This window comes from Nitrosomonadales bacterium, assembly GCA_016716325.1.
GTDB lineage: Bacteria > Pseudomonadota > Gammaproteobacteria > Burkholderiales > Gallionellaceae > Gallionella.
Window position 1 is genome coordinate 1,284,721 of sequence record JADJWO010000001.1, and the last position, 23,814, is coordinate 1,308,534.

The following is a 23,814-nucleotide window of genomic DNA, read 5'->3' on the forward strand; positions in this document are numbered from 1 at the left end:
TCATCATCCTCCACCAATCTTGGTGCTTGCTTCGGCCACCAACTCGCCTGTCGCACTGAGCAAGACCAGAAACGCGTCGTTACCCTCCAGGCGTTCGTTCTCAACCACCACTGACGCTGTACCGTTTTCTTTGAGTGGCTTCACACTCACTACCACGCTCGACGCAGGGTTGCCCGCTTGGGTGCGTATATCCAGAGACAGGTTGCCAAACTGCCCATCAACAGCAACCGTGCAGCGCAGCCCCTTCCAGGCAATGTCCGTCACTTCCGCCAGTGGTTTGCCCGTGGTAGCGCCGCCCCTGGTCACCATCAATTCCAGAGTCAGACACTCCTGCAAACTCAATCCGCCATGGTTGTAGTCCACCGATTTGCCGTAGCAGCTCACGCCGTCGGCCAAGGCGAACTGCTGGCTCGGGTTCCAGAACCAGGGATACAAGCGCTCGCTGGTAGATGCGCCAGGCTTGATCGAGGCGCAGCGTCCCCATTTGTTGTCAGTAAGGTCTTTGGACATCTGAATTGTTGGCAGCTTGCCCGGCATGAGTAACCAGCCGTGGTCAGTCACCACCCTAACGCTGTTCCAACCCGCAGCCAACAAGGCGGTGATGCGTTCTGCAATTTCTGCGAGCAGCGGGTCGATATGCTTGGCCAGCTTCCAGCCGCGCGCATGTCCCTCGCTGTCAATGTCGCCGAATTCGCACCACGCGTTGCCCTGACCGTCGCCGTTTTCGGTACGGTCCAGCATCTTCCAGTGGTTGTCGTTCAGCAGCTTCTTCAGGTGGTAACCCCCCTTGAGGGACTGACCCGTAGCGGCGACACAAGGTTCGAAGTCATCGCAGTCATCGGTTCCGCTGATCTTGTTGCGCACAGGCGACGCAGCAGCCTTGCCTGTTGCCGTCACGCTGGGCAACGCTGTCCAGCCCATGGTTTCTGCTACCTGGCAGCCGCGCTCCTCCAAAGTGGCGGAGAGTCGGCGAGCCGCATCAAATCGAAGGCCATCCACAAACAACACGCACTCGCCCTTGGCGGCTGAAAATGCCTTGGCACTGGCGATCGTCCCACCGGGGTAGCTCGCCCCATCCACCAGCTTTTGCAAATACCTGGCCGATTCCTCCAGCCAGGGCAGGTAGATTGCCCGTATCGCAGTCGTCACGGCGTCCATATCGGTCGGCTTGTCTACGCAGGCCAGTGCGGCTAGCACGGCATCATCTGCGCGCCAGCCTTGGTTGGCATAGCTGGCTTGTAGGTCTTGAACCGAACCTGCCGCCAGACTCGATTTGCTCACCTCTGCGACCAGCGTCATATGCTTGATCGCCATCGCCAATGGTGACTCACCCAGCTCTGCCCATACTAGGTCGCGACGCTGCGCATGGCTCTTGCCAAGTTCCACGACGCGCTTTCTGGCTTCATGTGCGGGCAGGTTGGCAAGCGTGAGCAAATCGCCGCGTAGCGCTTTTTCTTGCTCTTCGTTCCACTGCGGCCATCCACCCAGCTTGTCTTGTGCCGACTCAAACAGGCCCACATCCGGTGGTTTGCACTGACGAATTCGGCTTGGGATATTGGGGTAGCGCTTGGGCGCTTCGCTGTATCGCTCCCATACCGAATGCCAGGGGCCGTCGCGGTTTGCCAGTTTGTTGGCCCCAGCCAGTACGCCATCGCTTTGCGGGTTGAACGCCATCTGCGATTTGCAGACTTCGACAAACGCCTTCCATTCATTCTCGCCGCGTGTGGTCTGGAAAGCATCTCCCAAGTCCAACCATTGCAAGAGATCACGAACCGGGTCGCCGCCCGTCAGCAAGGTATTGAAATAGTCCTTGTCCAGCCGCTTGCCTTTGAGCAGTTCGAGTTCTTCATCGAGCAAACGATACAGCGCCAACTGCATTGCATTCTTGGCGTCGTTGTCCTGAGCCACATCGAGACCCATGCCGCCCTGGTCTGATTTCAGAAAGGCCATGATGGTCCAGTCCTTGGCATTCACCTGTGACCAAATCACCCCGCGATACTGCAATTCGGCCAACGGCTTCAACAGATCCGGGCAGGCTTCGATGGCCCGCAAATCCTGGCGGCTCACGCCTGGCAGATAAAACACCGGCACGCGGTCAGCGGGCAAGGTCACATCTGTCGCCTTACCGGCGATTACACAACGCAGCCAAACGGCCGGGCCAATCCGGTTTTCCGGGGCGTAATCGCCAAGCACCAACAACTCGGCCAATTCGCTCTGCAAACGCGGAATCACGGCTTCCCATTGCCGATCTTTGTCCGGCCACAAAATGCACGCGGGAGCAACCTGAACCTCGGGGTTAAAGACTGCCGAGTCGCGCAGGGTTTTGACCAAGTGCTCGATCACGCGCATGGCTTCGTCTCCGTCATGGCGAACTCACTCACCACCTGATCAACCAACGTGGTCGTTCGCGCATCAATCTGTGCCACGCTCCATGCCTGGGCGGTCGCCAAGTCAGAATTCAGCTTGAGCCCATTTTTGTAGCCGACAGCGCGCCCTTGCCGATCAGTACGGTCGCGCTTTTCTTCAAAGCTCTTGTTGCCAAGGGCGCTGTTGAACCCCGAGATGGTCAGGTTGCCCAGCTTGTGGACATGCGTTTGCTGAACTTCCTTGGCCTTCTTTGCATCGCCAGCGGCGATCATCGTCACCCAGGCTTCAGGAATGTTGTCGCCTTGCGGAAAAATATGCTCGATGGTCCATACGAACTGCTTGTTCTCGAACTTCCACAAATCAACCCAGGTCTCTTTGGTCATGCTCTTTTCCGCTAGGGCACAGAGGATGAAGCGGGTGACCCCGGAGTTTTCCTCATAAATTGCACCTTCCAGCTTGCTGCGGAAACTCGTATCGCTGGCAGAAACCGCCAGCAGTTCATCACGAACCGTGTCAACAACCGCGTCGCCCGTCAGGGCCGACAATTTGTCGATGGTGGCCATGAACAAGCGGGTCAGGTCGCGCGTAGGCGGGGTGTCGGTCAGGTTGCGTCGCACGAAGAAACAAACCAACAATTCCGCAGTCTCGCTCAGTTGGGCGACCGTCAATTTCAGAGCCTCTCGCCGCACTAGCAGGTACAGCATCAACAGGTAAGACGGTGCACCCTGAATCCGGTCCAAATCCTTGAGTGGCTTGTCCAATTCAGCCCAGGCATCATCGGTATTGCGAGACAACATCAATGCATACAACTGGCCCGCAGCGCGAATGTCTTGCAGGTGGCTCTTGGCATCCTGGTTGATCAGCTTCTCGAAAATCTGAATCAGGTTAGAGCGTGTGGCGACAGGTCCGAGCGGATCCTTCTTCTTGTCACCATCCTTGCGGAACGGGACATTTAACTCGTCCTTGAACGCGTTGTAGTAGTGCCGGAAGAAACGTTCCTGAATGCTGTAATCGTCGCCGAGGTAGCCCAGCAGCTTGTTCCACACATCAAAGTAGTGATCTACCTTGCCCGGCTCGGTAGTCTCCAGCCGGGCCAGCAGTTTGTTCTTGATCAGATCGATGGCCGTCAGCGGCATGCCACGGTTGTTGAGCGACTCGAACAGCGTATAGGCATCCGCATGGCTGGCGACCTCAATCTTTACCAGGCAAGCTTGGCTCACCTTATCGAGGAAGGCCATGATCGATGCCAAACGATCGTTCTCGCCATCCACCATCTCTTCGATACGTGATTGGAAATAGCGGAAGGAGCGGAAGATTTTGCGGTTGCCCGCGTAGGCTGGCGTATCAAATGTGCTGATGACACCGACGTCGGACAGGACGGCGCGATAGTCATTTTGGTTGTTGTTCTGAATCTGCGGGATAACGCGCAACTGGTCGTCGCCCTTTTTTAGCACCAACTTGCGCTTGAGGTTTAGCAACTCTCCGCGCTGGTCGTCGTCCAGGTCTTTCTCGTGATGCTTGAACGACTGGTATAGCGCCGCGAAAAGCAGAGACAGCGTCGTCAACCGCTGCTGACCGTCCACCACTTCCAGCCGTTGAACTGCCAGAGTGTCGGTAGTTTGGTTGATGCAAATGATTGAGCCCAGGAAGTAACCGGGGTCGTTCTCCTGCACGTCGTCAAACAGCGTTTCCCACTGGCTCTTGCTCCAGGTGTATTCGCGCTGGTAACGCGGAATGGCATAGACCACGCCCGCTTCAATGTCGAAGAGTTGCGAGACTGGGTAGTTGTTGACCGACTTGATCACTTTGCCGTCTCCCGCGCCTTGTGCTTGTCGGCCAGGCTCAAGTGGTGGTCGTTGATGCGATCACCCACCTTGCCGCCGTAATGCAGGCCAAGCTCGGACCAAGGGGCCGACGGGACGTTGCTGCCGCGATCCTTCTCCCACTTGATATTCGGCTTATCGCGCAACACGCCTGCGCCGCGCTTGCCCACTTCGGGCACGGAGAGGAAGGGGCGGATGTTCATGCGCACCCCGTCATTCAGATCGGGGTTCCAGCCGATGGGTTGCTCTTCGATTGGCTTCCAGCGCACGAAGATATCGTAGGGTGCTTCGCCTGTCAGAATCAGCTCCAGGCGCTTCTTCAACACCTCGGCAGCGGCCAGCTTTTCCTGGGCGCCGTCTACGCCGTTGTCAGTGTCACGCTTCTGTCGGCTGATCCAGTCTCCAAGATAAGTGTAGATCAGAGACTCTAGCGTTTTGTAGTCGAGCTTGTGATAGTTCACCAACGCGGCAAAGCCGTCACGCAGTCCGTCCCAGACATGCCAGACAAAAGGCCGGTTGTGAAATAACTTGCAGTGCTGGATGAAGAACTTATCGCGCAACCAAGCTTCCAGTGATTTACCGGCGTGATCAACCGCTGTGAGCAACTGCGCCAGGGTGTCATTCTTCCAGGCGCTTCCGTAAGCGGCGGCGAGCAAGTTCAGAAGGCGATCGCTGGCAGCGGACTCCAGGCCCACCGGGGGAATGCAGACGATGCCGTCTTTGTCGGCTTGGCCTTCCAGACCATCCGGGCCAAGCGCCGGGCAATCGGGAAAACTTGAACCAGTCTGACGCGGCCACTGGTAACCGAGCAATCGCGCTACTGCCACTTGCAACGGCTGGTCTGCACCGGTTGGGTGGCCATTGAACAGCCATTGGGTCGGATCGCTGGAAAACGGCTTCGGCAATCCGTGCGGATATTTCTCCGCCGCCACCATCTGCCAGTGCGCCAGGTCGAAGGGGACTTTGAGCAAAGTCTTGTTCGAAATCTTTATTGACTGGTCAATCTCAAGAACTGCGTCTCGATACTCTTCGGAACGACAATACTCGAAGATGGCTGCTCGATTCTCTTGGTTCTTGGTAATAATAACGGCCGTATTACTGTCAAAACACTTCCCGGTGTAATGGCCGGAGCGCAAGGATTGCATCTGGGCAATTGCTACTCCTTGAGAACCCCAGGCTTCCAATCCTCGTATCCATGAAGAGACGCCCGCCTCGCCGAGGCGTTCGACTATCTGGTCATAGAGAACCCCATTTCCTTTTTGCCAAAACAAGATTTGCGTGCAACCGCTAGCCTCAGACCCATTCTCGGGAGTCGAGTGTTGCAAGACCCAGCCGTTTTCCTCCCGAGGCATCTCCCAAAAACAAGCTCCGAACCGGGGAATATCACCGGTGCAGATGCCTTGGTAGCATTCACAGTATTCCGCTAGGTCTGGCAGATCACTCGCGCCAGCGGAGGAAATCTTGTGCTCTCTACTTTCCAAGAGCGTCTTTTGGTGCAGTAAAGCTAGGCTGCCGTCTTTTAGTGCGCTGGCTTTCCCGGTCGAATGCGCTTCCCGGACGAAATCCGCATATCCGAGACTGTGCGTTTCTTCAGGTTCTCTGTTATCAACAATCAAGAGAATTGGTTGGACGATCTCGCCCGAAATCGTCTCGAACGCTCCTGGCCCCAGTTTCGCCACGAACCTTAGACGATTTTCTTCGAGCATCCTTTTGCGCAAGCGAACGTAGTATCGCTGGTAGGTGAGGCTTTGCGGTGTAACGACAGCGAGTGTGCCGTTCATTTCCAAATCACCAAGAGTCTTAACCAAAAAAGTCGTCGCAAGTTCTGCATGCGAGTGCTCATCAAGGAAGGTGGCAAATGTTTTTAGCTCTTCGACTTGGTTGGCCCGTTTGAGGTAAGGGAAGTTTGTGGCGATTAGCGTGAACTGGCCGGCGAGGACTTCCGCCGCCTTGGCCAGGCCGCGCGCGGTCACGGCCATTTCATGCGCGGTGTCGTCCTTGGTTTCCTGCGCCAGCGCCTTTTCCAGCAGGGGCTGGAGTTCATGAAACCCGGCTTCGAGCAAATCGCCCCCGGCGGCGCACGGGTTGATCAGGCTACCTAGCACGGGGGCGTTTTCGAACAAGCGGTAAAGCCGCTCCATGCCGTTTCTGAGCTTCTCGTTGTCGCCGGCAATCGCCAGCCAGTCAGCTTCGCGGGTGTTCGGCGCGAGGCCGGAGCAGGCTAGGTTCATCCCCGGCAGCTTGCAGTGGCCCACGCGCCGCCACGCGGCCAGCGCCAGGTTGAACGCGCCAATCTGCGTGCAGCGCGGGTCAATCTCCAAGCCGAACAGGTTGTCGCGGATGACCGCCGCTACCGCCGCTGCTTCGTCCAGCTTTTCTTCAGCCAGGCGCAAGGCCACTAGCCGCTCGAACATCGCCGCCACGAAATGCCCGCTGCCCATGCACGGGTCGAGGCACTTGAGTTCCTTCGCCGTTTTCGGCCAGCCGTCGAAGGTGCCAGCGGCGGGCGTCCACGGGCCATTCTTGGCTTGGATGAAGCGGAGATATTTCCACGGACAGCCCGGCAGCGCGACGGCCTGGCGGAGGTCGTCTTCGCTCTGGGCGGTTTCGGCCAGCTCGGGATTTGCTGCGAGGGCTTTGCCGGCGTGCCACGCGCCGAGGGTGTTGTCCAAGAGGAAGTCCACCATGTAATCCTCGGTGAACAACTGCGTCACGGACGGCAGTTCATCCGCGCCGATCTTCACCCCCGACTTGTTTATTTGGTCTTTGTTATTGGCCTGCCAGAATTGGTACACCCACCCTAGTGAGTCCGATGCTACGAAGATGGCCTGCGGCAGGTTGGCTACTAACATCTCCAACTTATGCTGATGCTCCTGCGGCAGACCTAGCTCATAAACGGGGGAGTCGGGTCGGAAAATCTGCGGCAACATGCGGGCGGCCAGCTTGCCGGCCAGCTCCCAGCCGCTCTTGGCTCCTTCGTCAGGGGCCAGCTCATCGCACTCCTCGATGGTGACGGCCACGCCGTCGTACATCAGCAGGTTGTTGTCGGCCAGGAAGCGGGCGAACAGCATGCGGTGCCAGTGCTGGTAGGCCACCTCTTGCACCAGGTGCTGCACCTCTTGTTTGCCATAGGTCGGGTTGGTGCTCTTCGAGTCGCGTGCGTCGCCGAGCTGCTTGCCGTGGGTGCGCAGGCGGTTGCGTAACGCCTTCTCGGTGTCGCTCAGGAACGCTTCGGGCTTGTCGTGGCCGACACCCAGTTGGTCCACGGCCGCGTTCGCAGCCGTCTCGGCCACCGTGCGGGCCGCTTTGACGGCTTTCTCCAGCGCGCCGCGCAGGTTTTTGTCGAGTGATTGCGTCATGGGGAATCAGGCCTCAGTGAAGGATGACCGGGCCTTTTTTCAGGGCCTGTGCGATGGTCTGCTTGGCGTCCTGCAGCCAGGCCTCAATGTCTTCGTCGGTCTTGATCGTGCGGCTGGGCAATTTCACGAACTGCGCCTTGGGCTCCATCAACTCGGCGGCGGAAACCAGCACGGCATCAAAACGGGAATCGATCGCCGCCACCCGATCAGTGAACGACGACAACGACAGGCGTTCGAGTGTGGTCAGCACCTCGTCCGTGTTGGCGACCTGGACCTTGGGGGCATCGGCCAATGTCAGCTTCTGCGTGCTGAGCAAGCTGTTGCGCTGCTCAGGCTCGAGTTGCTGCCAATTGGTATCGGCATCCAGACGCGCCATGCCTTTTTGGTGGCGTGCCTGGTAGTCGGTGTGCAAGCGGTTCAGTTCGTCGCGCAGCAATTGCGTGAGGCTGGCGACCAGGGGCGTAATCGCATCGGGTTCCTCCAACAATTGCCGTTGCTGCTCGATATGCGTGACCTGGGCAACCAACACTTCAGCGCCAGACAATCCATTGACCTGGGCGAGCAAACGCTTAAGGGTATTCCAGGACGGCAAGCGCTTCTCAATGCGCTCGGCCAGATCGTTCCAGGCATCGATCGCGTCGCTGAGTTGGTCACGCTGGTTGTAGAGCGCGAGCAATTGTTCGTTACCTGCCGTAAGGCGAATTTCATCCAGCGATGCCGTGTCCGGACGCGCCGGCCGTGGGGCGTCTCCACCAGCACGGTTGGCGAGGTTTTGGGCATTGACCAGGAACTGCGGCACGAAAGCCAGCTCTTCGCCTTGCTTGGCGGTTAGGCCAACCTTCTGCAGCAGCTTGCGAATCTGGATGCGCTGGGCGGTGGTGACGGTGGCGGATTCGACCTTGAACATCGTCTTGCCGATGCTCTTGCGCTCCAGATCCTTCGGGTCGATGGTTTGCCCCTTTTCGTCCTGGGCGCGAATCAGTCCTGCGACGAGTAGCACCTGCAAGCCGCCATCCACGGCGTCACCCGGCCAACCGTAGTCCTTGCCTTCGAAATACTTGCGAATGTCGATACCCTTCTTGCCGCCAGCGATGAAGGCGAGAATGGCTTTGCAGACGGGATTCTTGGCGGGTTCGCCTTCGTCGCCGACGCTCTTGAGTGCATCGGGAGCGCCTTTCTGGGCTTTCTCGTACACCTTGCCCCAGCCAGCATGGTCAGCAATGTGGAACTGCGGGTAGAGCCGCTGTAGGGCATTGGTTGCCGCTTCCAGCGTCATGTCTTGTAGGTCAGTCCCCAGGATTTCATTGCCGCCGCCCTGGAAAATGCGTGCGCCGGAGAAGGCTTCCTGCAGGAGATCACGGATCTTGCCTTCGGCGGTCTGCTTGGTCGTTTCCATGGCCGAGCGCGCTTCGGTGCCTTCAGCGGAATTGGTGATCTCGCGTTTATCGAGGGTGGCGCTGGCCGCCTTGTAGTCGATCAGGTAGTGACGCAGATCGTCGGCAGAACGCTTGGGAATGAACACAAACACCGTCGGCGCCTGGTTACCGGCCTGGCGAGCATCGGCCCGAACCGAGTTTTCGTCGATGCTCCAGCCATCGCGAACCCACACAGACACCTTCTCGTTGGCGTCGGCGGGAAGTTGGGCGTCGAACACCGGGAAGATGTCGCGCGTGACCTTGGAGGTACCCTGGGTGAGCGAGAGCTTGCGCACAATTTCGCCAAACTTGCGCCGGATGCGGTCGTCACGCTCCGCATCGACGCGATGGGATTCGTTGGCCAGGCTGTTGCGCTGGCTGAGAAACTCATCGTTCCAGGCCGCGCTTTCTTCGGTCTGAATGCGGTACTCGTCACCTACCTTCATCAACAACTCGCACTTGTCGAGCAAGCCGGGCAGCTTGCTGCGCAGCGCGCTGGAGCCTTGGGTCAGGTCTTCTACCAACAGATCAGCCAGGGTGTCGATGGTGGCACGAATGCCGATTTCGTTATTACTGCTGGCGAGTTTGTTGACCAAGAACACCAGGCCACAGGCACGCCCCATCAACTTCTGGTCGTCCGTGCCTTTGATCCAGACCATCGTTTTTTCATGCACTTTGCGCGGCAGGATGCGGGACTGCAGCAGCTTGTCTGCGGCATCGAAGTAGAGGTAATCGGCCGGCACCACGCTGCCAACTGCTGCGTCGACGTTGGTTTGAATGACCTTGTGGATCATCGAGAGTTGGTTGCGTAACTGGCTGTCCGTACCCGTCTGATCCAGCACGCGCAGGGTGTTTTCCCAAAAGCGGCGGCGCACCGGCAGGATCGGATAGTCCTGCGGGAAATACTGGATGTCGTCAGCACGGTGGCCGATGGTGGTGCCAGCCAGGTGGCGCGAGATTTCGCCCAGGTTGGTTTGCATCACTTTTTCGACCGGGGCTTTGGCTTCAGGCTTCTTGGCCAGGATCACTTTGCGAATGACTGCATCGACGTCCGCATCGGACAGCTCGACGCGAACGGTGAAACGACCTTCGAGTTTTTTCAGGTTGGACGTGCCGGTGACGGCAGTTTGGCCGGTGCCGATGAAGAGCATCTTGGCACCGATGTTTTTGCAACAGGCTTCGACGACCTCTTGCACGTCGATCGAGCGCTGGCTGTCTTCGCCGATGTACTGCTGCACCTCATCGAGCACTACCAAGGTGAGCGGGAATTTGCCGTCGCGGGTGAGGGACTGCCGGATGGCTTTGAGCATGTCGCCACTGGAAACGTCCTGCACATACGGATAAAGGTTGTTCAGGGTTTCAACGCAGGATGCGGCTGAGGAGAAGAGGTTGGGCTTGGCTTTCACCAGAGCCTCATGCAAGCCCTCGGCAACGTAGAAGTTGTCCAGTTCCTCGTTCCAGTCAAAGCCAGCTTTCTCGACATGGCCGCGCACGGCGTCGTAGATGGCTTCATGCTGTAGCCACATCACAAAGCGTGCGACCGGATACTGTTCCGGCAGGCCGACCGATTTGAAGATGATGCCCAACAAGGCCATGCGGACGGACTTGTCGCGCGAGCTTGAGCCCAGGGTGCCTGACGCAGCATGAAGGCCACCATGGCGCTTGGCCTGGGTGCTAAGCTCCTTCAGGTGGTCGCTAACGTTTTGTGGGAGCGCAGCGATGCCGCGTGCAGTGGCACCGTCGTCAAATTCGCTATCCACCCACAGGGCGCGCAGCATCTTCACCAGGTGCGATTTCCCCGAGCCGTAGAAACCACTGACCCAGACCGCAGGTTGCTCGGCCTGCTCGATATTCTTCAGGTAGGTATCGAGGATGTGCTCCAGGCCTTTTTCGTACTGGCCATCGCAGACGAAGGTATCCAACTCGTAACGCAGGACGGATAGGGCCTGGTTGGTTTTTTCATCATTGACGCTGGCCACGCCCTCGTTGACCAGCTTCCGGGTCGACGGGTCTTTTTGGTAGATGTCGCGATTGAGCATGTGCTTCCCCTTAATCAGAATTCTTTGTCTGCGGTGATCGGTACGGCCAGGTAGTTCCAGCCGTCGTAGCCGTCCAGCAAGCGGTAGTTGTTGTCTTCGTAGCTGCCAGGGAAAAACACCAGCAGTCGCCCCTTAACCATAGGGGCCAATTTATCCACGACTTCCTTTACCTTCAGGAAGCCGAACAGCGATCCCACGCCCTTGAGCGCTACGACGAAGTCTTCTCCAGCCCCCTTGTGTTGCAGGAATGCGGCGAATTCCGTCTCGATGTAGGTGAGGTACTTCGGCAGCAGCGTCGACAACAGATTGGGCTTCTGGAAGTAGCTCTTGGCGTAACGTTGAGTGGCGAGCCATTCGGGGAACGTGTCTGTCAGGTCGAATAATGCCCACTCATGTTCTGCCGCGCGGGTGGCAATCTCGAATTCATCCACCTTGGCTCGCAGCCGCAGTTCTTCCGTTTCGTTGTAGACGCAGAAGATGACACGCTGGGCAGCTGCGGCATCGTCGCGCCACGGCACAGCGATGTACTTGCCGTAGGACTGGGTCAATCGCTTAATTCTGCTCACGTAACCACTCCATTTCCTGGGCAGAGATCAGATTTGGGAAAAGCACTTCTACGACCTGGCCGACACGCTTCAGCGAAATCCAGCCGCGCCGCGAGGCGTCTTCGGCCAGCTCAATCGTCCTGTCGAAGGAGCAATCCAGTATTCGGGTGTAGTCGCTCTTCAACAGTGATTCGCCGCGTAGGCCCGACACGTAGCCAAGCAGTAGGGCGAATGAAACAGTGCCGGGCGTTGCCACGGCACGTGATCGCATCTTGCGGACGCGACCGGTCAGATGCCCAGCCTGCGTCCAGGACGAGTTGATGTTTTGTGCGGTCGATTTGAGCGTGGCCTTGCTGAATCGGCCAGGCTCCTGGTTGTCGATGAACTCCTCGAGGGCTTCCCTGGCAACGGTGGCACCTTCCTGGAAATCGAGGATATAAGGCGCCGTCGCCCGAAAAATCGGATCGCGCGAATAGGCGCACAAGGCTGCCAGCAGGGGCTGGCCATCGCCATCGCGCTGCCAGAAGAAGCGCAAGGCGCGAAACAGCATGAGGCTTGGATCGAGCGCGTAAAGGTCGACCAGATGCCGGTACGTCAGTGTCCGTGTCTTGCCGGAGCGCTTGCCGAGACAATTGGCGGTCTGGATCGCTTCGAGATATTCGGTCTTCGGCGCATCTGCCTTCTCGACATAGGAAAGCAATGCCCGAAGCTCAACCAGCATCATCGTGCGGGCGGTATGAACACCGCCACGCTCGTAACTGAATCCGTAGCGCTCAAGTTTTTTGTTGTGCTTATTCTCTTCGTTCACGTGGCTGTAAGTCCAATTCTGTCCAAATTCAAATTGCTGTTACCAGTTGGGAATAAACATCGGGCGCAGCGTGGAAATCTTGTCTGGCAAGGCACCGTCGCAGGTCCAGCCCAGGTAAGTCGCGGCACGCGTCGTTCCAACGTAGAGATACTTGTCGAATAGCTGCGGGTGAATCGAGGCCAATCGGTCTACCCCAATGAAGAACACCGCTTCGAATTCCAATCCCTTAATGTGCTGAACATCGAAAACCCGGACATCGTTGTCCTGGCCCATGACTTGTCCCTTCGGACAAGCAATAACCTGCGCGTTTTCTGCTGCCAGCGCCTCGTTGAGTGCATCGGCAACCGGCTGAACCTCCGCTTCGCTTTCGACAAAAATAGCGATTGATGGCAGCTGTCCGAGAAATTGCTCGATTTCTCGAATGCGTTGGGCCAACCAATCGACTATCTGACTCTGGTCCTGAGCATGTTCCAGCAACGTCGGCGAAACACCTTCGTTGTCGACATGCGCGGGAAGCGTCACCCCACTATCAGTACCGCCCGCCGCCACAATGATTGCCCTGGCTAGATCGTTGAGTCGCCGGCTCTGGCGATAGGAAACGGTGATTTCCTTGATATCGATTTCTGGAAACACCCATTTCACATCTTCGATGGACCGGCTGCCCCAAGTGGTCAGACGCTGATTGAAGTCACCGCACGCAAAGAACGAGCGAATCTTCGGATTCGCCAGCGCTGCCATGCAAGCCAGTTGTACCGGTGAAAAGTCCGTGGCCTCATCGACCACCACCTGGTTTTTGTGCAGATCAAATGCTGACTTGAGCGCAGACCAAGCCGGCTGATCGACATCCCGTGCGATCGTTGCCCGGCTCAGTAGCTCGTTGGCACCCCGCAGGATGCTCAGGAGGATGACATCCAACTCCAGCGGGTGCAGATCTGTCGGCGCATAGCCGTCTTTCCGGTACCACTTGCCTTCCTCTTGCCGCAAGCGGCGGAATGCGCGGTACCGCCTTGGAATCGCATCCAGATAGCGCTTTACCGGGTTAGTGAAACGTCGGGCAGCGGCTTGAATCAGGAGGCTCGCACCAACTTCAGTTCGGTCGGATTCGCTGAGCCCTCGATCACCGAGCCACTCGATGATCTTGCCGTTGCGTGTGCCTTTGCCAAGGCTGCGTTTTTTTGCCTGAGTTCTGGCTTGTGCCCGGACCGCCTGCATATAGGCATTTACGGCGGCGGCACGTCCAGTACGTGGTGCGGCGGCTTCCTCTTCATCAGCGTCCAGATCGTCTGGATCATCCGAATCAATATCCGGTGCTTGCTGCAGGCCATCGATGAATTTTGCCAACTCGTCGATGAATACCTTGTTCCGGTTGAGTTGAAGATTCAGTGAGCCGTGAATCTTCTTGTCCGTGACTTCCTTGAGACCGGTCACCAGGGTTTGGATACCGGCAACCTCGCCGACGAGCGAGGAGAACGTCGATGTCAGGCTGGCGCCGCTTGCGCGCTCAAGGATATCCATCAGCCGTTTCCCAACGGCAGCAATATTCAACGTTGGGTTTTCGCTTAGGCCGAGTGCAGCCTGTCGCAGATCGCCAATGAAACTGGTCTTCTGCCAGGCCTCGAAATCATCAAACCAGGCGATCGGCGTATCTGAGGCGTCGGGGACGAGTGTCTCGATCGCTTCCTTGAGGACGAAGGTGCCACCACCAGTAGCGGTACGCAATACACCAAACGTGCTGCGACCGAGTTCCCGACGATAGTCAGTCCAGGTGCGGATCCGTATGTCTGGGGCAGGCACCCCTTCACGAGCAAACGCCTCTTTCAAATACTGCTTCAGTAGCTCGGTCGGTGTGAACATCACCCAACTATTTGAGTGCGATACACCGGTGGTACCGCCAACACTCTCGACCGTGCGGAGTTCGCCTTCCTCAAGGAAGGCGGTATCCAGCTTCTGACCGAGGCGACGGATCAGCGTGGTGGTCTTGCCGGTTCCGGGTGGCCCCAAGATCAGCAAACGCTTGTCCAGGGGTAGCCGGAAGATCTCATCCTGGTATTGGTCGAGAATCGGCTGATCCCGAAGTCCCATCTTGGTGATAACGCTCCGCCGGACACCCTCGATAACGTTGGCGGTCTCACTTTCCTCGGCGAGCAGTTGATCGAGCAGATCTTCAGTGACTTCCTCGCCGACGACCTTGTAGAGCAAAGAACGAAGTGATTCGATCGTTATGGGGCCAAAGCTTTCCCCATCGATGACCGTGTCGTGAGAGTCCCAACCTTCAGCAAGGTGAGAGGGGCGCAATTGGGCTCGCTCGACGACCTCGACAACGGTGCCGTTAGGCAGAGAAAACTCGGAGCCAACCGGCAGGGAAGCGAGCCGACCAACCGGCGCACGGTAACTGGCGAGGTTTGCTACGCCAGTGATCGGGGTGGTACGGCAGATGTAATAGACCCGCTGCTGGCCATCTTCATCGACCACGGCAACCCGTGCGATCGCAGGCTCCCGTGCCAGGATTTGGTAGCTCTCGAGGTTTTCCTGGCTGATCTGCCCGAGTCGTTGAAGCGCTGCACCGCCAGTCAGTGTATTGACTGCCGCTAGAGCGTCGGTGCCGAGATTTGGTGCACTGCGAATCGCAGTCTGTGCGGCTGTGGCGACCTTATCGAACTGATCAAGTGCATCCCTGGCGACTTGCTCGACGTGTTGTTTTGATTGTTGTGTCAGATCCATTGCACCCTCTAGTCAAACAGCCTGGCTTGCTTGATTACATACACAGCTGCTTTTTTTGGTTTCTTTGATTCCTCGATAAAGTCTTCTTCGACCAGCCGCTGTAGCCAAACCTTTGCCTGCGTGCTGGAAACATTTAGTGCTACAGCAACTTCACTGTCTTTCATCGGCGTGGCGAGGAGGTGACGCAGCAATTCTCGGACGGCCTCAAACAAAGCTTCAGCCGGAGATAATGGATCGATAGGCGCAGGCTCATCAGGAGGCGCAGCTTCTTCGGGCGCACTCACGATTGCAATCGATGACGGCTGGGCATCCCCCGATGTAGTTTCTTCTGCCGCCACGACTGCTGGTACTGGTTCGTCCTGTATCTGAACTTCAGTAACAACAGGGGTAACTTCTCGCTGAATTGATTTCTCGCTAATGTCGATTTCAGGCTCAAGCTTCTTCGGAGCTTCGAAGAGCGACAGGCCACCTTGTTCGGGAGCTGGTCCGGCTAACGGCTCGGCGTTGAACACCAGGTTCAGATCAGCCGGACTTGTTGGGTTCGGCCAGGACTTTGCGCCCCGAGCGCGTAGTGCGTCCAAACCGGGAGTCGCTTGCCCAGTCGATCTGACGTAGACAGGAACAAAGTGCAGCTTGTCGAGTTGTTCGACCGCACCGGTCCAGGTGCCACCCTTGTTGACATCGGAGCTGACGACCAGCGCGGCATCGGCCAAAGCGTAGATGAGCTTGTTCCGCTGCATGGCGTTGCCGACGTTGAATCCGGCACTCGGGTCATACGGTGATATCAGGACGAGCTGCCCGTCGAGAAGCAGGTTTCGGTGCTCACGATTCATCGCTGTTTTTTCGAGGCTATCGGCCAATACACCGCAAGAGTGCCCACCGGCTTCAAGGGCACCACGCATGGCGGCCTGGTCGATGCCCTTGGCCCCACCGGACACCAGCATTTGCCGCGACCGTGCAGCGAGACGACCAATGTCCATTGTGTAGTCGATCAATGCGTCATCGACATGGCGTGAGCCGACAACGGCAAGTCCTCCGCATTCGAGAAGACTCATGTCGCCGCAGCCATAGAGGACGGCAGGGGCATCCTCTCTAAGACGACCCTTGATCCGCTTCGGATATTCGGGGTCAGCACGGCTGACTACCCAAATTGCACGTGACTTCCAGCGTTCAATCACCTGGCTAAGCAGAAAGCCTCGACTTAGCAAACCCTCAAGGCGAGCTTTGTCGACAACTGGCTGACAAGCTTGAAGCAGATCACCTGCATCGGTGGAGATCAAGTCGGCAGGTTGATGTTGGATATCACGAAGATGTCTGGCTAGCCGTTTGTACTCGCCGAGTGAAAGTAGATCTGACGATGCCGCGCCCCGACCCGCGATTAGCGGAGCAGTAAGCAAAAGAATTGCCTGAGTGTTTGCCGAAAGGGCGGGGATCATTCGTCGTGCCCTGTTTGTGAAAGTGCAAGCGGCCAAACAGGGCCACTGCCATGTTTGCGAAGAAGCCAGGCCGATACCGTGAGTGTCCAGCGTGAGTCGACCATGTCGTCCACAAGCAGTACCGGACCGCGAGGAATATGGTCGCTGGAAATTTCCAGTGCACCATCAATGTTGCGGGCTTGCTGAGTGCTATTGGCCATGTCTTTTTGAGCCGGTCGTTCGTCAGTCTTTGCGATGACTGCATGAAACGGTAGTCCGAGCGCGTTAGCCAAGCGTTGAGCGAAATTCGGTACGAGGTCGGGGTGACGCAGGGATGGAACGCAGGTTACCCAGGTGGGTGCTGGTTCGGGACTCCATTCACGGACCATCTTTGCGCATGCATCGACTAGTTCATCTGAGAAGTGGTTGTCTTGGTACTTGCCCCTCCTAACCAGGCCTCCCCAACCCGCATCACCCCATACACACAGCGCCATGCCAGGCTGGGCTTGGAAAGGAATGGTCGATGCGTTTCGGATTCCGTACTTTGGCATCCCGCCAACGGGCCATTTTTTGCGTGGTTCGATTGGCAGGTTTGTTCGGCAGAGAAATGCCTCGGCTTCTCGCACCAATAATTCATCTACATCTTCAGACAACGGTGGCAACGACGGTGGGCTGACATTGCTGGAGTCACCGTCCAGTGCGTCAATCAGGAAGCCCATGTGCTTACCGAATTCCAAGCCAACGTACATCTGCATCTGCTGAAGCTCGCCGCGCCTAAGCTTTGTGAGCCTATCTGCCCGCGCCCAAAATCCTTCTCCCAGTTTGGCTGCAGTGAGTTGCCATTTCGTCTGCTGTTTGGCAATCGGTGCAGGCGACTCGAGAGAGAGTGCCGTTATGGTCTTTTCGATGCGGCTCTTACTCATGTTCACGCAGGTCATGAGCTCCGGTATGGATAGGCCATCGTCTGCATCATTCAAAGCAGCCAGAACATCATCGACTTCCTGTGGGGTGGGGAAGGCACTCCGAATGAACCAGTCCGTGATTCCCTCTTCTTCGTCGCCACTCAAGAGGATCCCGTAAGCGGATTCCAGCGCTCGTCCAGCTCGTCCGACTTGCTGGTAATAGGCGACCACGGAACCTGGCATTTGGTAGTGAATCACAAACGCCAAGTCAGGCTTGTCGTAGCCCATGCCAAGGGCTGTGGTCGCGACAAGTGCCTTGACCTGGTTTTCTTGCAGTGCCTGTTCTAACTCTTCCCGCCGATCACCTGTCTTTCCCGTATAGGCCTCGACGGAGAATCCTCGCGTCTTCAGCCAATCCGCCAGCTGATTTGCATCTCGAATCGTCAACGTGTAGATGATTCCGTGACCTACGAGTGAATCGAGTTGTTGTGCTATCCATGCCATGCGGACAGCCTGACTAGGCAAGCGCATGGTTTGCAAAGTAAGGGAGCTACGGTTCAGGTCGCCCCGCAGCACCTTCATATTGGGACCGAGGACAGCGACGAGGTCCTCCATGACGCGGTTGTTAGCGGTGGCAGTCGTGGCCAACAGACGTAGATTGGCGGGGAGGGATCTAGCTATACGTTCCAATAACCTGTAGTGCGGGCGGAAGTCATGTCCCCAGTCAGATATGCAGTGAGCTTCATCAATCACCATGAGCGATATCTGCCCGGCGATACCGGCTAAAACCTGTGTGTTGAACCAGTCGTTACCGAGCTTCTCTGGCGCAATAAGCAGGATGTCGACTTCGTTCCGCCTGAGTTTGGCTTCAACTGCAGTCCACTCATCCTGGTTGTCTGAGTTGATCGTGGCTGCGCGCACGCCCATTCGCTCGGCCGCTGCGATTTGGTTTCGCATCAACGCCAGCAGCGGGGAAATTAACAATGCGGGGCCGGAACCCCCTTCTCGAAGCAACTTGGTGGCGATGAAGTAGACGAAGCTCTTGCCCCATCCCGTCTTTTGGACAACGAGCAGACGCCCCTTGCCATCAACGACGTGACTAATGGCGTCTTCCTGACCATCCCGAAAGTTGGCGTTTGCATGGCCAGAGCCGATGCGTAGCAGCTCTAAAGCCCGTTGATGGCTATACGGCATTGTTATTGTTCTCCCCTTACCCAGCAGTAGTCTGGTTCTTAATCCATTGGTCGATGTCCGATCGCAAGAAGCGCCAGGTTCCCCCCACCTTGAAGGCCGGTATCTTTTTCGCGCCAGCGAGGCGGTACACCGTCCGCTCGTTGACCTTCAGATAGTCCGCAACCTCCTTAATCGTCAGGATTGAGCCATCGCTGGAATTTGTAGCCATAGCGGTCGCCAGATGCAAAAGACGTCAAGATAGTGCAAACCAGTACAAATGACAACGCGTTCGAGATGCTTTTGGCAGGCGCGTAACAAAATGGCCGAAAACGGGAGGCAAATTGCCTCCCGCCAGCACTTCAGTTACTTGTTGGTGTCGTCGGGCCGTTGCTCGAATTGAGCCTTGCCCTGCGATTTCTTGCGCCGCAGGAAACTGGGCGAAACGGACTCTGCCGCCATGCTCATGAGCATTTCTTCCTTGGCGGAAACACGCGAGGACATCTTGCGGCTCGAATACATGGCCTCCTTGCGGAAACGGGCACCGTCCATTTCCTTGGCGATCTCAGCCATGCCTTCCAATACTTCCATCACCCAGGGATGGTCAGCAAAGCGCTTGCGGCCTTCCACGATCATTTTTTGAATCGTGTCCCAGTCACCATGCTCGGCGGCGGCACGAGCTTGATCCAGGAATTTCCCGGCCTCCAGTTCAGTTTGCCTGGCCACGACCAAGGGATCTTGCAGTAGGGCCTCCCATGCCTGGGGCGACATAGCTTTCAGGGCCAATGTTGCGTCCGGGAACGCAAGCGGGGCGCCATCGGGATTGACCGCCGTCACCCCCGCCTGCAAGAGCTGGTTACCGGACTCAAGGGCCATCCCTGCTGGAATCTCGAGTTCGACCAGCGCCCATGCTTCTGCGCCAAGGGGAATGTCGGGCAGCCGAATCAACGGAAAGCCTTCGCGCTGCTCAACCTGGTAGTCATTGAGCAGAGTGATTTTGACGCCCTCCGGTGCGGCCAACGACAGGCGAACCTGCCGCGCGTACAAGTTGGAGATGAAGTCGAATTCCTCAGCGAACGGCTCGAAGAGGTCAGCGGCAGTGTCACCATAGTAGTGATTGCCACCACCGCGCTTGCCCATCTCGACCATCAACTCCTCGTTGAAGTCTCGGCCGAGACCGTAGGTTGATGTCGTGACACCCTTCTCGGCAGCATCTGCGCAGAAGGCGGCAATTTCGTTGGTATCCGTGGTGTCGCCAACATTGGCATTGCCGTCGGAAAGCAGGATGACCCTGGCCAACGCGGCTTGCTTGGCGTCATCGAGAATGGATGCCGCACCCGCCTGCCAGCCACCATTTAGATTGGTCGATCCGCCCGAGTGGACGTGGGCCAAGGCGGCATAGATGGCTTTGCGGTCACCGACAGGTTTGGCCGGAGTCAGGGTTTTGACGCGATCATCGAAAACGATCAACGAAGCCACATCGGTTGATTCGAGGCGATCGACAATGTGTTTGGCGCAGCGAACGGCCTCCATCAGCGGTTCGCCTGACATAGACCCGGAACGATCAATGACCAGGGACAGGTGGTAAGGTTTGCGGTCCTTCTTTTGCGCCGGATCAGGGTCAGGTGCCTGCACTCGCACCAGCACAGGGAGTTTTTGGGCCATACCCATAATCAGGGCAGGCTTGAGCGGGGTGATCAGGACTTGCGGTGTATTGTTGTTTTGCATCTCATCTCCTGTTCGTCCGGCACAATTGCCGGCGCATGGATGACAAGATACGGGGTCAGGGGCTCATGGAATGCGCCCGACAAAATTGGTGCCTAAATTTATCTCTTCATGCCGAACGCGCCAGCAGAGACCTGACCGGGAAGCTTGCCCGAGTGCTTGCGGTCATAGTCATCGACGCCATCTGTCGGTGATGCTCGGACAACGCCAGTCCGAATCTCCCCATTGATGCATTCGTGGTTATTGAGAACCGTCTGATACAACTTGTACCCTGGGTCGATACGGTGGTCCTTAAGGTAGTGCGCACGGATTTCCGCCTTGTCTTTGCGGAGCCGAGTCGCGCATTCTGTGCACCATACAAGACCTGCAGGCACGGCTTTGGGTTTTACTTTTGCTTTTACCAATTGGGTGGGTCCTCAGTTTCAGTCGGTCATGACATGCTAATCCTACCGCGTTCAGAATCTGTCTTTTTGTCCGGCGGATGCGTACAAGGCCTGAACAATGCCGCGCATTTCGTTCGGTAGATAGGCCCAGGCTCGTGCGGCAATTTCATCATCAATTCCGAAAAGCGCTTCGGCAACGGGGCCTGCAATCGCCGCAATCGTATCGCTGTCGCCACCAATAGAGATCGCGTTCCGAATGGCGTCCTCAAAGTTCGTCGCTTCCAATGCGCAGATCAGAGCTTGCGGCACAGTGTCCTGGCTACGCTCGTTGTAACGGTAGGTCGGGCGGATCCCGTCGACTGTCTGCGTCAGGTCGTATTCAAATTGCAGAGTGATTGCCTGACGAATTTCGCTGGCAGTCTGGCCGGTTCGGGCGAGGTGAATCGCAACCGCCGTGGCAGCACCGCCCCGCAGGCCTTCGGGATGATTGTGGGTGACTTCAGTGACACGGTTGGAGAGCGTAATGGCGTCTTCGACACTGTCGGCCAGGAGTCCGGCGGCAGAGACGCGCATCGCTGCACCATTGCCGAAGCTGTTGTAGGGCCCCATATCGTCGGTGGCGATCCACAGGGCGAATCGTTGCCCCCAGCCGCCATTGTCCCAATATCGACGTCCCCATTCGCGCAGCGTGCCGGCGGGGTCTTTACCATTGACCAGTGCATCGGCGACTGCGACCGTGCACACGGTGTCGTCGGTGAAGAATGCTTTCGGGTGAAAGAATGGCTGAAAATCCTTGGCTCGATAGTTGTTGAATTCATAAACGGAGCCGACGATGTCTCCGATGATCGCACCCAGCATCAGTTTTCCCCTTCTTCGTTTTCTCTGTCGAGAATTACCCAGCGGGTAAGGAAGTGTGGCCCGATAGCTTCACCGCGCAAGACGACATACCCATCGCGGACCTCGTTGCGTCCCCAGTCCGATGTCCACGGAGCGGAAAACGACCACAGCAAATCCCCATCTCCGATCGATTGCTTGAAAGTCTCCCATGCCGGGTTGAGGTGGCCAAATGGTAGTCGAGGTGCCGCTCCCAATGGATCGCTGACGATCTCGGCTATCTCGATCTCGGCCACCGACCAGCGTTTCAAGAGATGGTCCCGGGTGACGGCGAACTCCTTGGGGGGCTCTGCTTCCTTCACGTTTCGTGCATCGATCATCTCCTTGGCTTTCCAATAGATGGCGACTGGCCATACCGCCAGAATCATGATGGCAGCGAGTATCGGTACGATGACCTTATTGAGTGGCTTCCACCACCACTTATTACTACTCGGGTCAGCAGCGAGCAACAGATCAGCGATCCGGTCATCGGCGGCTGATTTGGTCAGTTGGTGGGAAATGAAGATGACTGCCAGGAAAACGGCGCCGATTCCGAGGTACCCGTACAAGTAGGTCATCGATTGTCATCCTCATCGCCGGTTCGCCGGGGAAATACCGTCATTGCACCGATGCCGTACCCTTCTGGCCCATCGCTTTCCTCCGCCACGCCGTTTTGGCGAACGTGACAGCCAACCACGACACCCTTTTCGATCTTGAGAATACGGTCACGCTCGTAGGTGCTGCCATAGCCCATATGGATGTACTCGAGCATTTTCCCTTCTGGAATTCGCAGGGTTCCCGAGTACCAATGTGCGAACACCCGATCGGGGTAGCCGGGGAAAACAGTTTCGAGCGTCGCTTCCGTGCCGTCCTTGAGTGTGCCAGTCAGGCCGACCACATACAGTCGATCATTGATGAACTCCCATGTGCCGACATAGCCACGCCATAGCGCGGTACAGTTGAAATCAAATTCTGGCTTGTTACCACCGTATGCGAAATAGTCGCCAAGCGGCTCGGAGCACATGGACACTTCCCGACCCTCGAAAATCAGCCTTTCTCCAATCTGTGCTGTCATTCACTCTTCCTTTCAGTGTCGTACATCCAAAGCAGCGCCTTCGGTGGAAGGGTCGCCCATGCCCTTTTTCATGTACTCCACTAGTCTTGCGTCGTTCTTGCTGAGCGCAGCCCACAGTGGGGCCTTCTGTGGTGCGTCGGGATCGCCGGGTAACTCCTGAATCCGCTTCAGTATCTGGGTCAATCCCCAAGCCTCAGCTTCGGACAACTCCGGGTCTGTGATCGAGAAGCGCTCCTTCACCGCGTCCACCGATCGCAACACGAAAAGCGCAGGATCGAGCCAGTCAGGTGATCCTCCACACCCCGCATGGCCGTCCTCGCCGAATATTCCGAAGACCGGTTCGTTCTTGTAGGAGGGATCTTGGTTGCTCCACTCCGAGCCGGTGAACATACAGATCTGCTGGTCCGGGCCAAACACAACCATTACGTAGTGGTACTCGATGATGCCGGCGGATTCCACATTGCCCAGGAGCGTGGCAGCATAGCCAGCAGGCAAGTGAAAGACAGCGAGTCGTTCAGCGTTGACGATTTTGGGCTGCATCATGGTCTGCTCCTCAGTTGTCCAGCAGGAATGAGCGAATCTTGTCCTTTGGAGACCGGTAGATCCAGCGAAAGCCACAGCGCTCGCACTGATGCGTCGGGTCGAAGGTGGGGGCCGGTGCCTTGCTCGGTCGATCGTTCCAGTGTCGAAGCAACTTCACGTCTTGGTTGCCGCACTCCGGGCAGGTGATCACGAAGGGGGGCTTGCGATCGAGGAGTTGTGTCGTGGTCATTGAATTCCTTCGCTGATGAAAATCACTCAGGGTACGGTTCTCTAGGATCAAAAAACCGATAGTTATGTAAAGTCAGTGCCGGTTGATCCGCTGCGTCCGATGCCCCACCGTCACCACTACGCCGTCCGCGCCGAGCACGGCATAGGTGTCGAGATGCGATTCGATCTGCTTGTAGGAGTCGCTGGCTATCTGACGCCGTAGCGTGTTGCGCGCCCGGTGATCAAAAAAGACAATCGTCCCGCCCCGGTGGTCATGGGTCTGACGTCCGAAGTCGAGCAAGCGCTCAACGACGACCGCCGGAATGCCTCGCTGCTGGAGGCGCGTCTGAGCATGGTGAGTGATCGGTAGCATGGTTCGTCCCCTGGTGGCAGTTATGACAGGTGCCATGCTACGGGGGGTGAGGCTCACAGAATGCGCCCAAA

At 57.3% G+C, this 23,814-nt stretch carries 17 protein-coding genes; all 17 read right to left on the reverse strand.

Translation table 11 applies throughout. The annotated features are described in order from the left end of the window. Positions 1–3 precede the first annotated feature (3 nt). Complete coding sequence (pglZ, locus tag IPM27_06140) at positions 4–2,349, reverse strand: BREX-1 system phosphatase PglZ type B (GenBank protein ID MBK9161127.1); 2,346 nt, start codon at positions 2,347–2,349, stop codon at positions 4–6. Next, positions 2,340–4,172: a DUF262 domain-containing protein gene (locus IPM27_06145; GenBank protein MBK9161128.1), complete on the reverse strand. Its 1,833-nt coding sequence runs from the start codon at positions 4,170–4,172 to the stop codon at positions 2,340–2,342. Before IPM27_06145 ends, pglZ begins: the two co-directional genes overlap by 10 nt. Then, the gene (locus tag IPM27_06150) at positions 4,169–7,549 is read right to left on the reverse strand and encodes an N-6 DNA methylase (protein ID MBK9161129.1); all 3,381 of its coding nucleotides are present in this window, start codon (positions 7,547–7,549) and stop codon (positions 4,169–4,171) included. Before IPM27_06150 ends, IPM27_06145 begins: the two co-directional genes overlap by 4 nt. Positions 7,550–7,562: 13 nt before the next feature. Then, complete coding sequence (brxC, locus tag IPM27_06155; GenBank protein ID MBK9161130.1) at positions 7,563–11,003, reverse strand: BREX system P-loop protein BrxC; 3,441 nt, start codon at positions 11,001–11,003, stop codon at positions 7,563–7,565. 14 nt (positions 11,004–11,017) lie between these two features. After that, the gene (locus IPM27_06160; protein ID MBK9161131.1) at positions 11,018–11,569 is read right to left on the reverse strand and encodes a DUF1788 domain-containing protein; all 552 of its coding nucleotides are present in this window, start codon (positions 11,567–11,569) and stop codon (positions 11,018–11,020) included. Beyond that, positions 11,556–12,356, reverse strand: a complete 801-nt coding sequence (locus tag IPM27_06165; protein ID MBK9161132.1) for a hypothetical protein — start codon at positions 12,354–12,356, stop codon at positions 11,556–11,558. Before IPM27_06165 ends, IPM27_06160 begins: the two co-directional genes overlap by 14 nt. A gap of 39 nt (positions 12,357–12,395) precedes the next feature. Beyond that, a complete protein-coding gene (locus IPM27_06170; protein MBK9161133.1) occupies positions 12,396–15,077 on the reverse strand; it encodes an ATP-binding domain-containing protein in 2,682 nt (893 codons plus the stop codon). 8 nt (positions 15,078–15,085) lie between these two features. Continuing rightward, complete coding sequence (locus IPM27_06175) at positions 15,086–16,513, reverse strand: DNA-processing protein DprA (GenBank protein MBK9161134.1); 1,428 nt, start codon at positions 16,511–16,513, stop codon at positions 15,086–15,088. After that, on the reverse strand, positions 16,510–18,588 hold the full coding sequence (locus IPM27_06180; protein ID MBK9161135.1) for a RecQ family ATP-dependent DNA helicase: 2,079 nt from the start codon (positions 18,586–18,588) through the stop codon (positions 16,510–16,512). Before IPM27_06180 ends, IPM27_06175 begins: the two co-directional genes overlap by 4 nt. A gap of 16 nt (positions 18,589–18,604) precedes the next feature. Next, positions 18,605–18,796 (reverse strand): helix-turn-helix domain-containing protein, encoded by a 192-nt coding sequence (locus IPM27_06185; GenBank protein ID MBK9161136.1) that lies wholly within the window; start codon positions 18,794–18,796, stop codon positions 18,605–18,607. 134 nt (positions 18,797–18,930) lie between these two features. Next, positions 18,931–20,292, reverse strand: coding sequence for a VWA domain-containing protein (locus IPM27_06190; GenBank protein MBK9161137.1), 1,362 nt, complete (start codon positions 20,290–20,292; stop codon positions 18,931–18,933). 452 nt (positions 20,293–20,744) lie between these two features. Then, positions 20,745–21,530: an ADP-ribosylglycohydrolase family protein gene (locus IPM27_06195; GenBank protein MBK9161138.1), complete on the reverse strand. Its 786-nt coding sequence runs from the start codon at positions 21,528–21,530 to the stop codon at positions 20,745–20,747. Then, a complete protein-coding gene (locus IPM27_06200; GenBank protein MBK9161139.1) occupies positions 21,530–22,123 on the reverse strand; it encodes a hypothetical protein in 594 nt (197 codons plus the stop codon). Before IPM27_06200 ends, IPM27_06195 begins: the two co-directional genes overlap by 1 nt. Continuing rightward, on the reverse strand, positions 22,120–22,620 hold the full coding sequence (locus IPM27_06205; GenBank protein MBK9161140.1) for a hypothetical protein: 501 nt from the start codon (positions 22,618–22,620) through the stop codon (positions 22,120–22,122). The genes IPM27_06200 and IPM27_06205 overlap by 4 nt, the downstream gene beginning before the upstream one ends. Before the next feature lie 12 nt (positions 22,621–22,632). Beyond that, complete coding sequence (locus tag IPM27_06210) at positions 22,633–23,163, reverse strand: hypothetical protein (protein ID MBK9161141.1); 531 nt, start codon at positions 23,161–23,163, stop codon at positions 22,633–22,635. Positions 23,164–23,173: 10 nt separating this feature from the next. Beyond that, positions 23,174–23,392 carry a hypothetical protein gene (locus IPM27_06215; GenBank protein MBK9161142.1) on the reverse strand — a complete coding sequence of 73 codons (219 nt, stop codon included), beginning with the start codon at positions 23,390–23,392 and terminating at the stop codon, positions 23,174–23,176. 72 nt (positions 23,393–23,464) lie between these two features. Then, the gene (locus tag IPM27_06220; GenBank protein MBK9161143.1) at positions 23,465–23,743 is read right to left on the reverse strand and encodes a hypothetical protein; all 279 of its coding nucleotides are present in this window, start codon (positions 23,741–23,743) and stop codon (positions 23,465–23,467) included. Positions 23,744–23,814: the final 71 nt, after the last annotated feature.

Excerpts from the sequence above, each read along its gene's own strand:
- pglZ (MBK9161127.1), bottom strand. The coding sequence starts at position 2,349 with ATGCGCGTGATCGAGCACTTGGTCAAAACCCTGCGCGACTCGGCAGTC.
- IPM27_06150 (MBK9161129.1), bottom strand. The coding sequence starts at position 7,549 with ATGACGCAATCACTCGACAAAAACCTGCGCGGCGCGCTGGAGAAAGCC.
- brxC (MBK9161130.1), bottom strand. The coding sequence starts at position 11,003 with ATGCTCAATCGCGACATCTACCAAAAAGACCCGTCGACCCGGAAGCTG.
- IPM27_06170 (MBK9161133.1), bottom strand. The coding sequence starts at position 15,077 with ATGGATCTGACACAACAATCAAAACAACACGTCGAGCAAGTCGCCAGG.
- IPM27_06175 (MBK9161134.1), bottom strand. The coding sequence starts at position 16,513 with ATGATCCCCGCCCTTTCGGCAAACACTCAGGCAATTCTTTTGCTTACT.
- IPM27_06180 (MBK9161135.1), bottom strand. The coding sequence starts at position 18,588 with ATGCCGTATAGCCATCAACGGGCTTTAGAGCTGCTACGCATCGGCTCT.
- IPM27_06185 (MBK9161136.1), bottom strand. The coding sequence starts at position 18,796 with ATGGCTACAAATTCCAGCGATGGCTCAATCCTGACGATTAAGGAGGTT.
- IPM27_06190 (MBK9161137.1), bottom strand. The coding sequence starts at position 20,292 with ATGCAAAACAACAATACACCGCAAGTCCTGATCACCCCGCTCAAGCCT.
- IPM27_06195 (MBK9161138.1), bottom strand. The coding sequence starts at position 21,530 with ATGCTGGGTGCGATCATCGGAGACATCGTCGGCTCCGTTTATGAATTC.
- IPM27_06200 (MBK9161139.1), bottom strand. The coding sequence starts at position 22,123 with ATGACCTACTTGTACGGGTACCTCGGAATCGGCGCCGTTTTCCTGGCA.
- IPM27_06205 (MBK9161140.1), bottom strand. The coding sequence starts at position 22,620 with ATGACAGCACAGATTGGAGAAAGGCTGATTTTCGAGGGTCGGGAAGTG.
- IPM27_06210 (MBK9161141.1), bottom strand. The coding sequence starts at position 23,163 with ATGATGCAGCCCAAAATCGTCAACGCTGAACGACTCGCTGTCTTTCAC.
- IPM27_06215 (MBK9161142.1), bottom strand. The coding sequence starts at position 23,392 with ATGACCACGACACAACTCCTCGATCGCAAGCCCCCCTTCGTGATCACC.
- IPM27_06220 (MBK9161143.1), bottom strand. The coding sequence starts at position 23,743 with ATGCTACCGATCACTCACCATGCTCAGACGCGCCTCCAGCAGCGAGGC.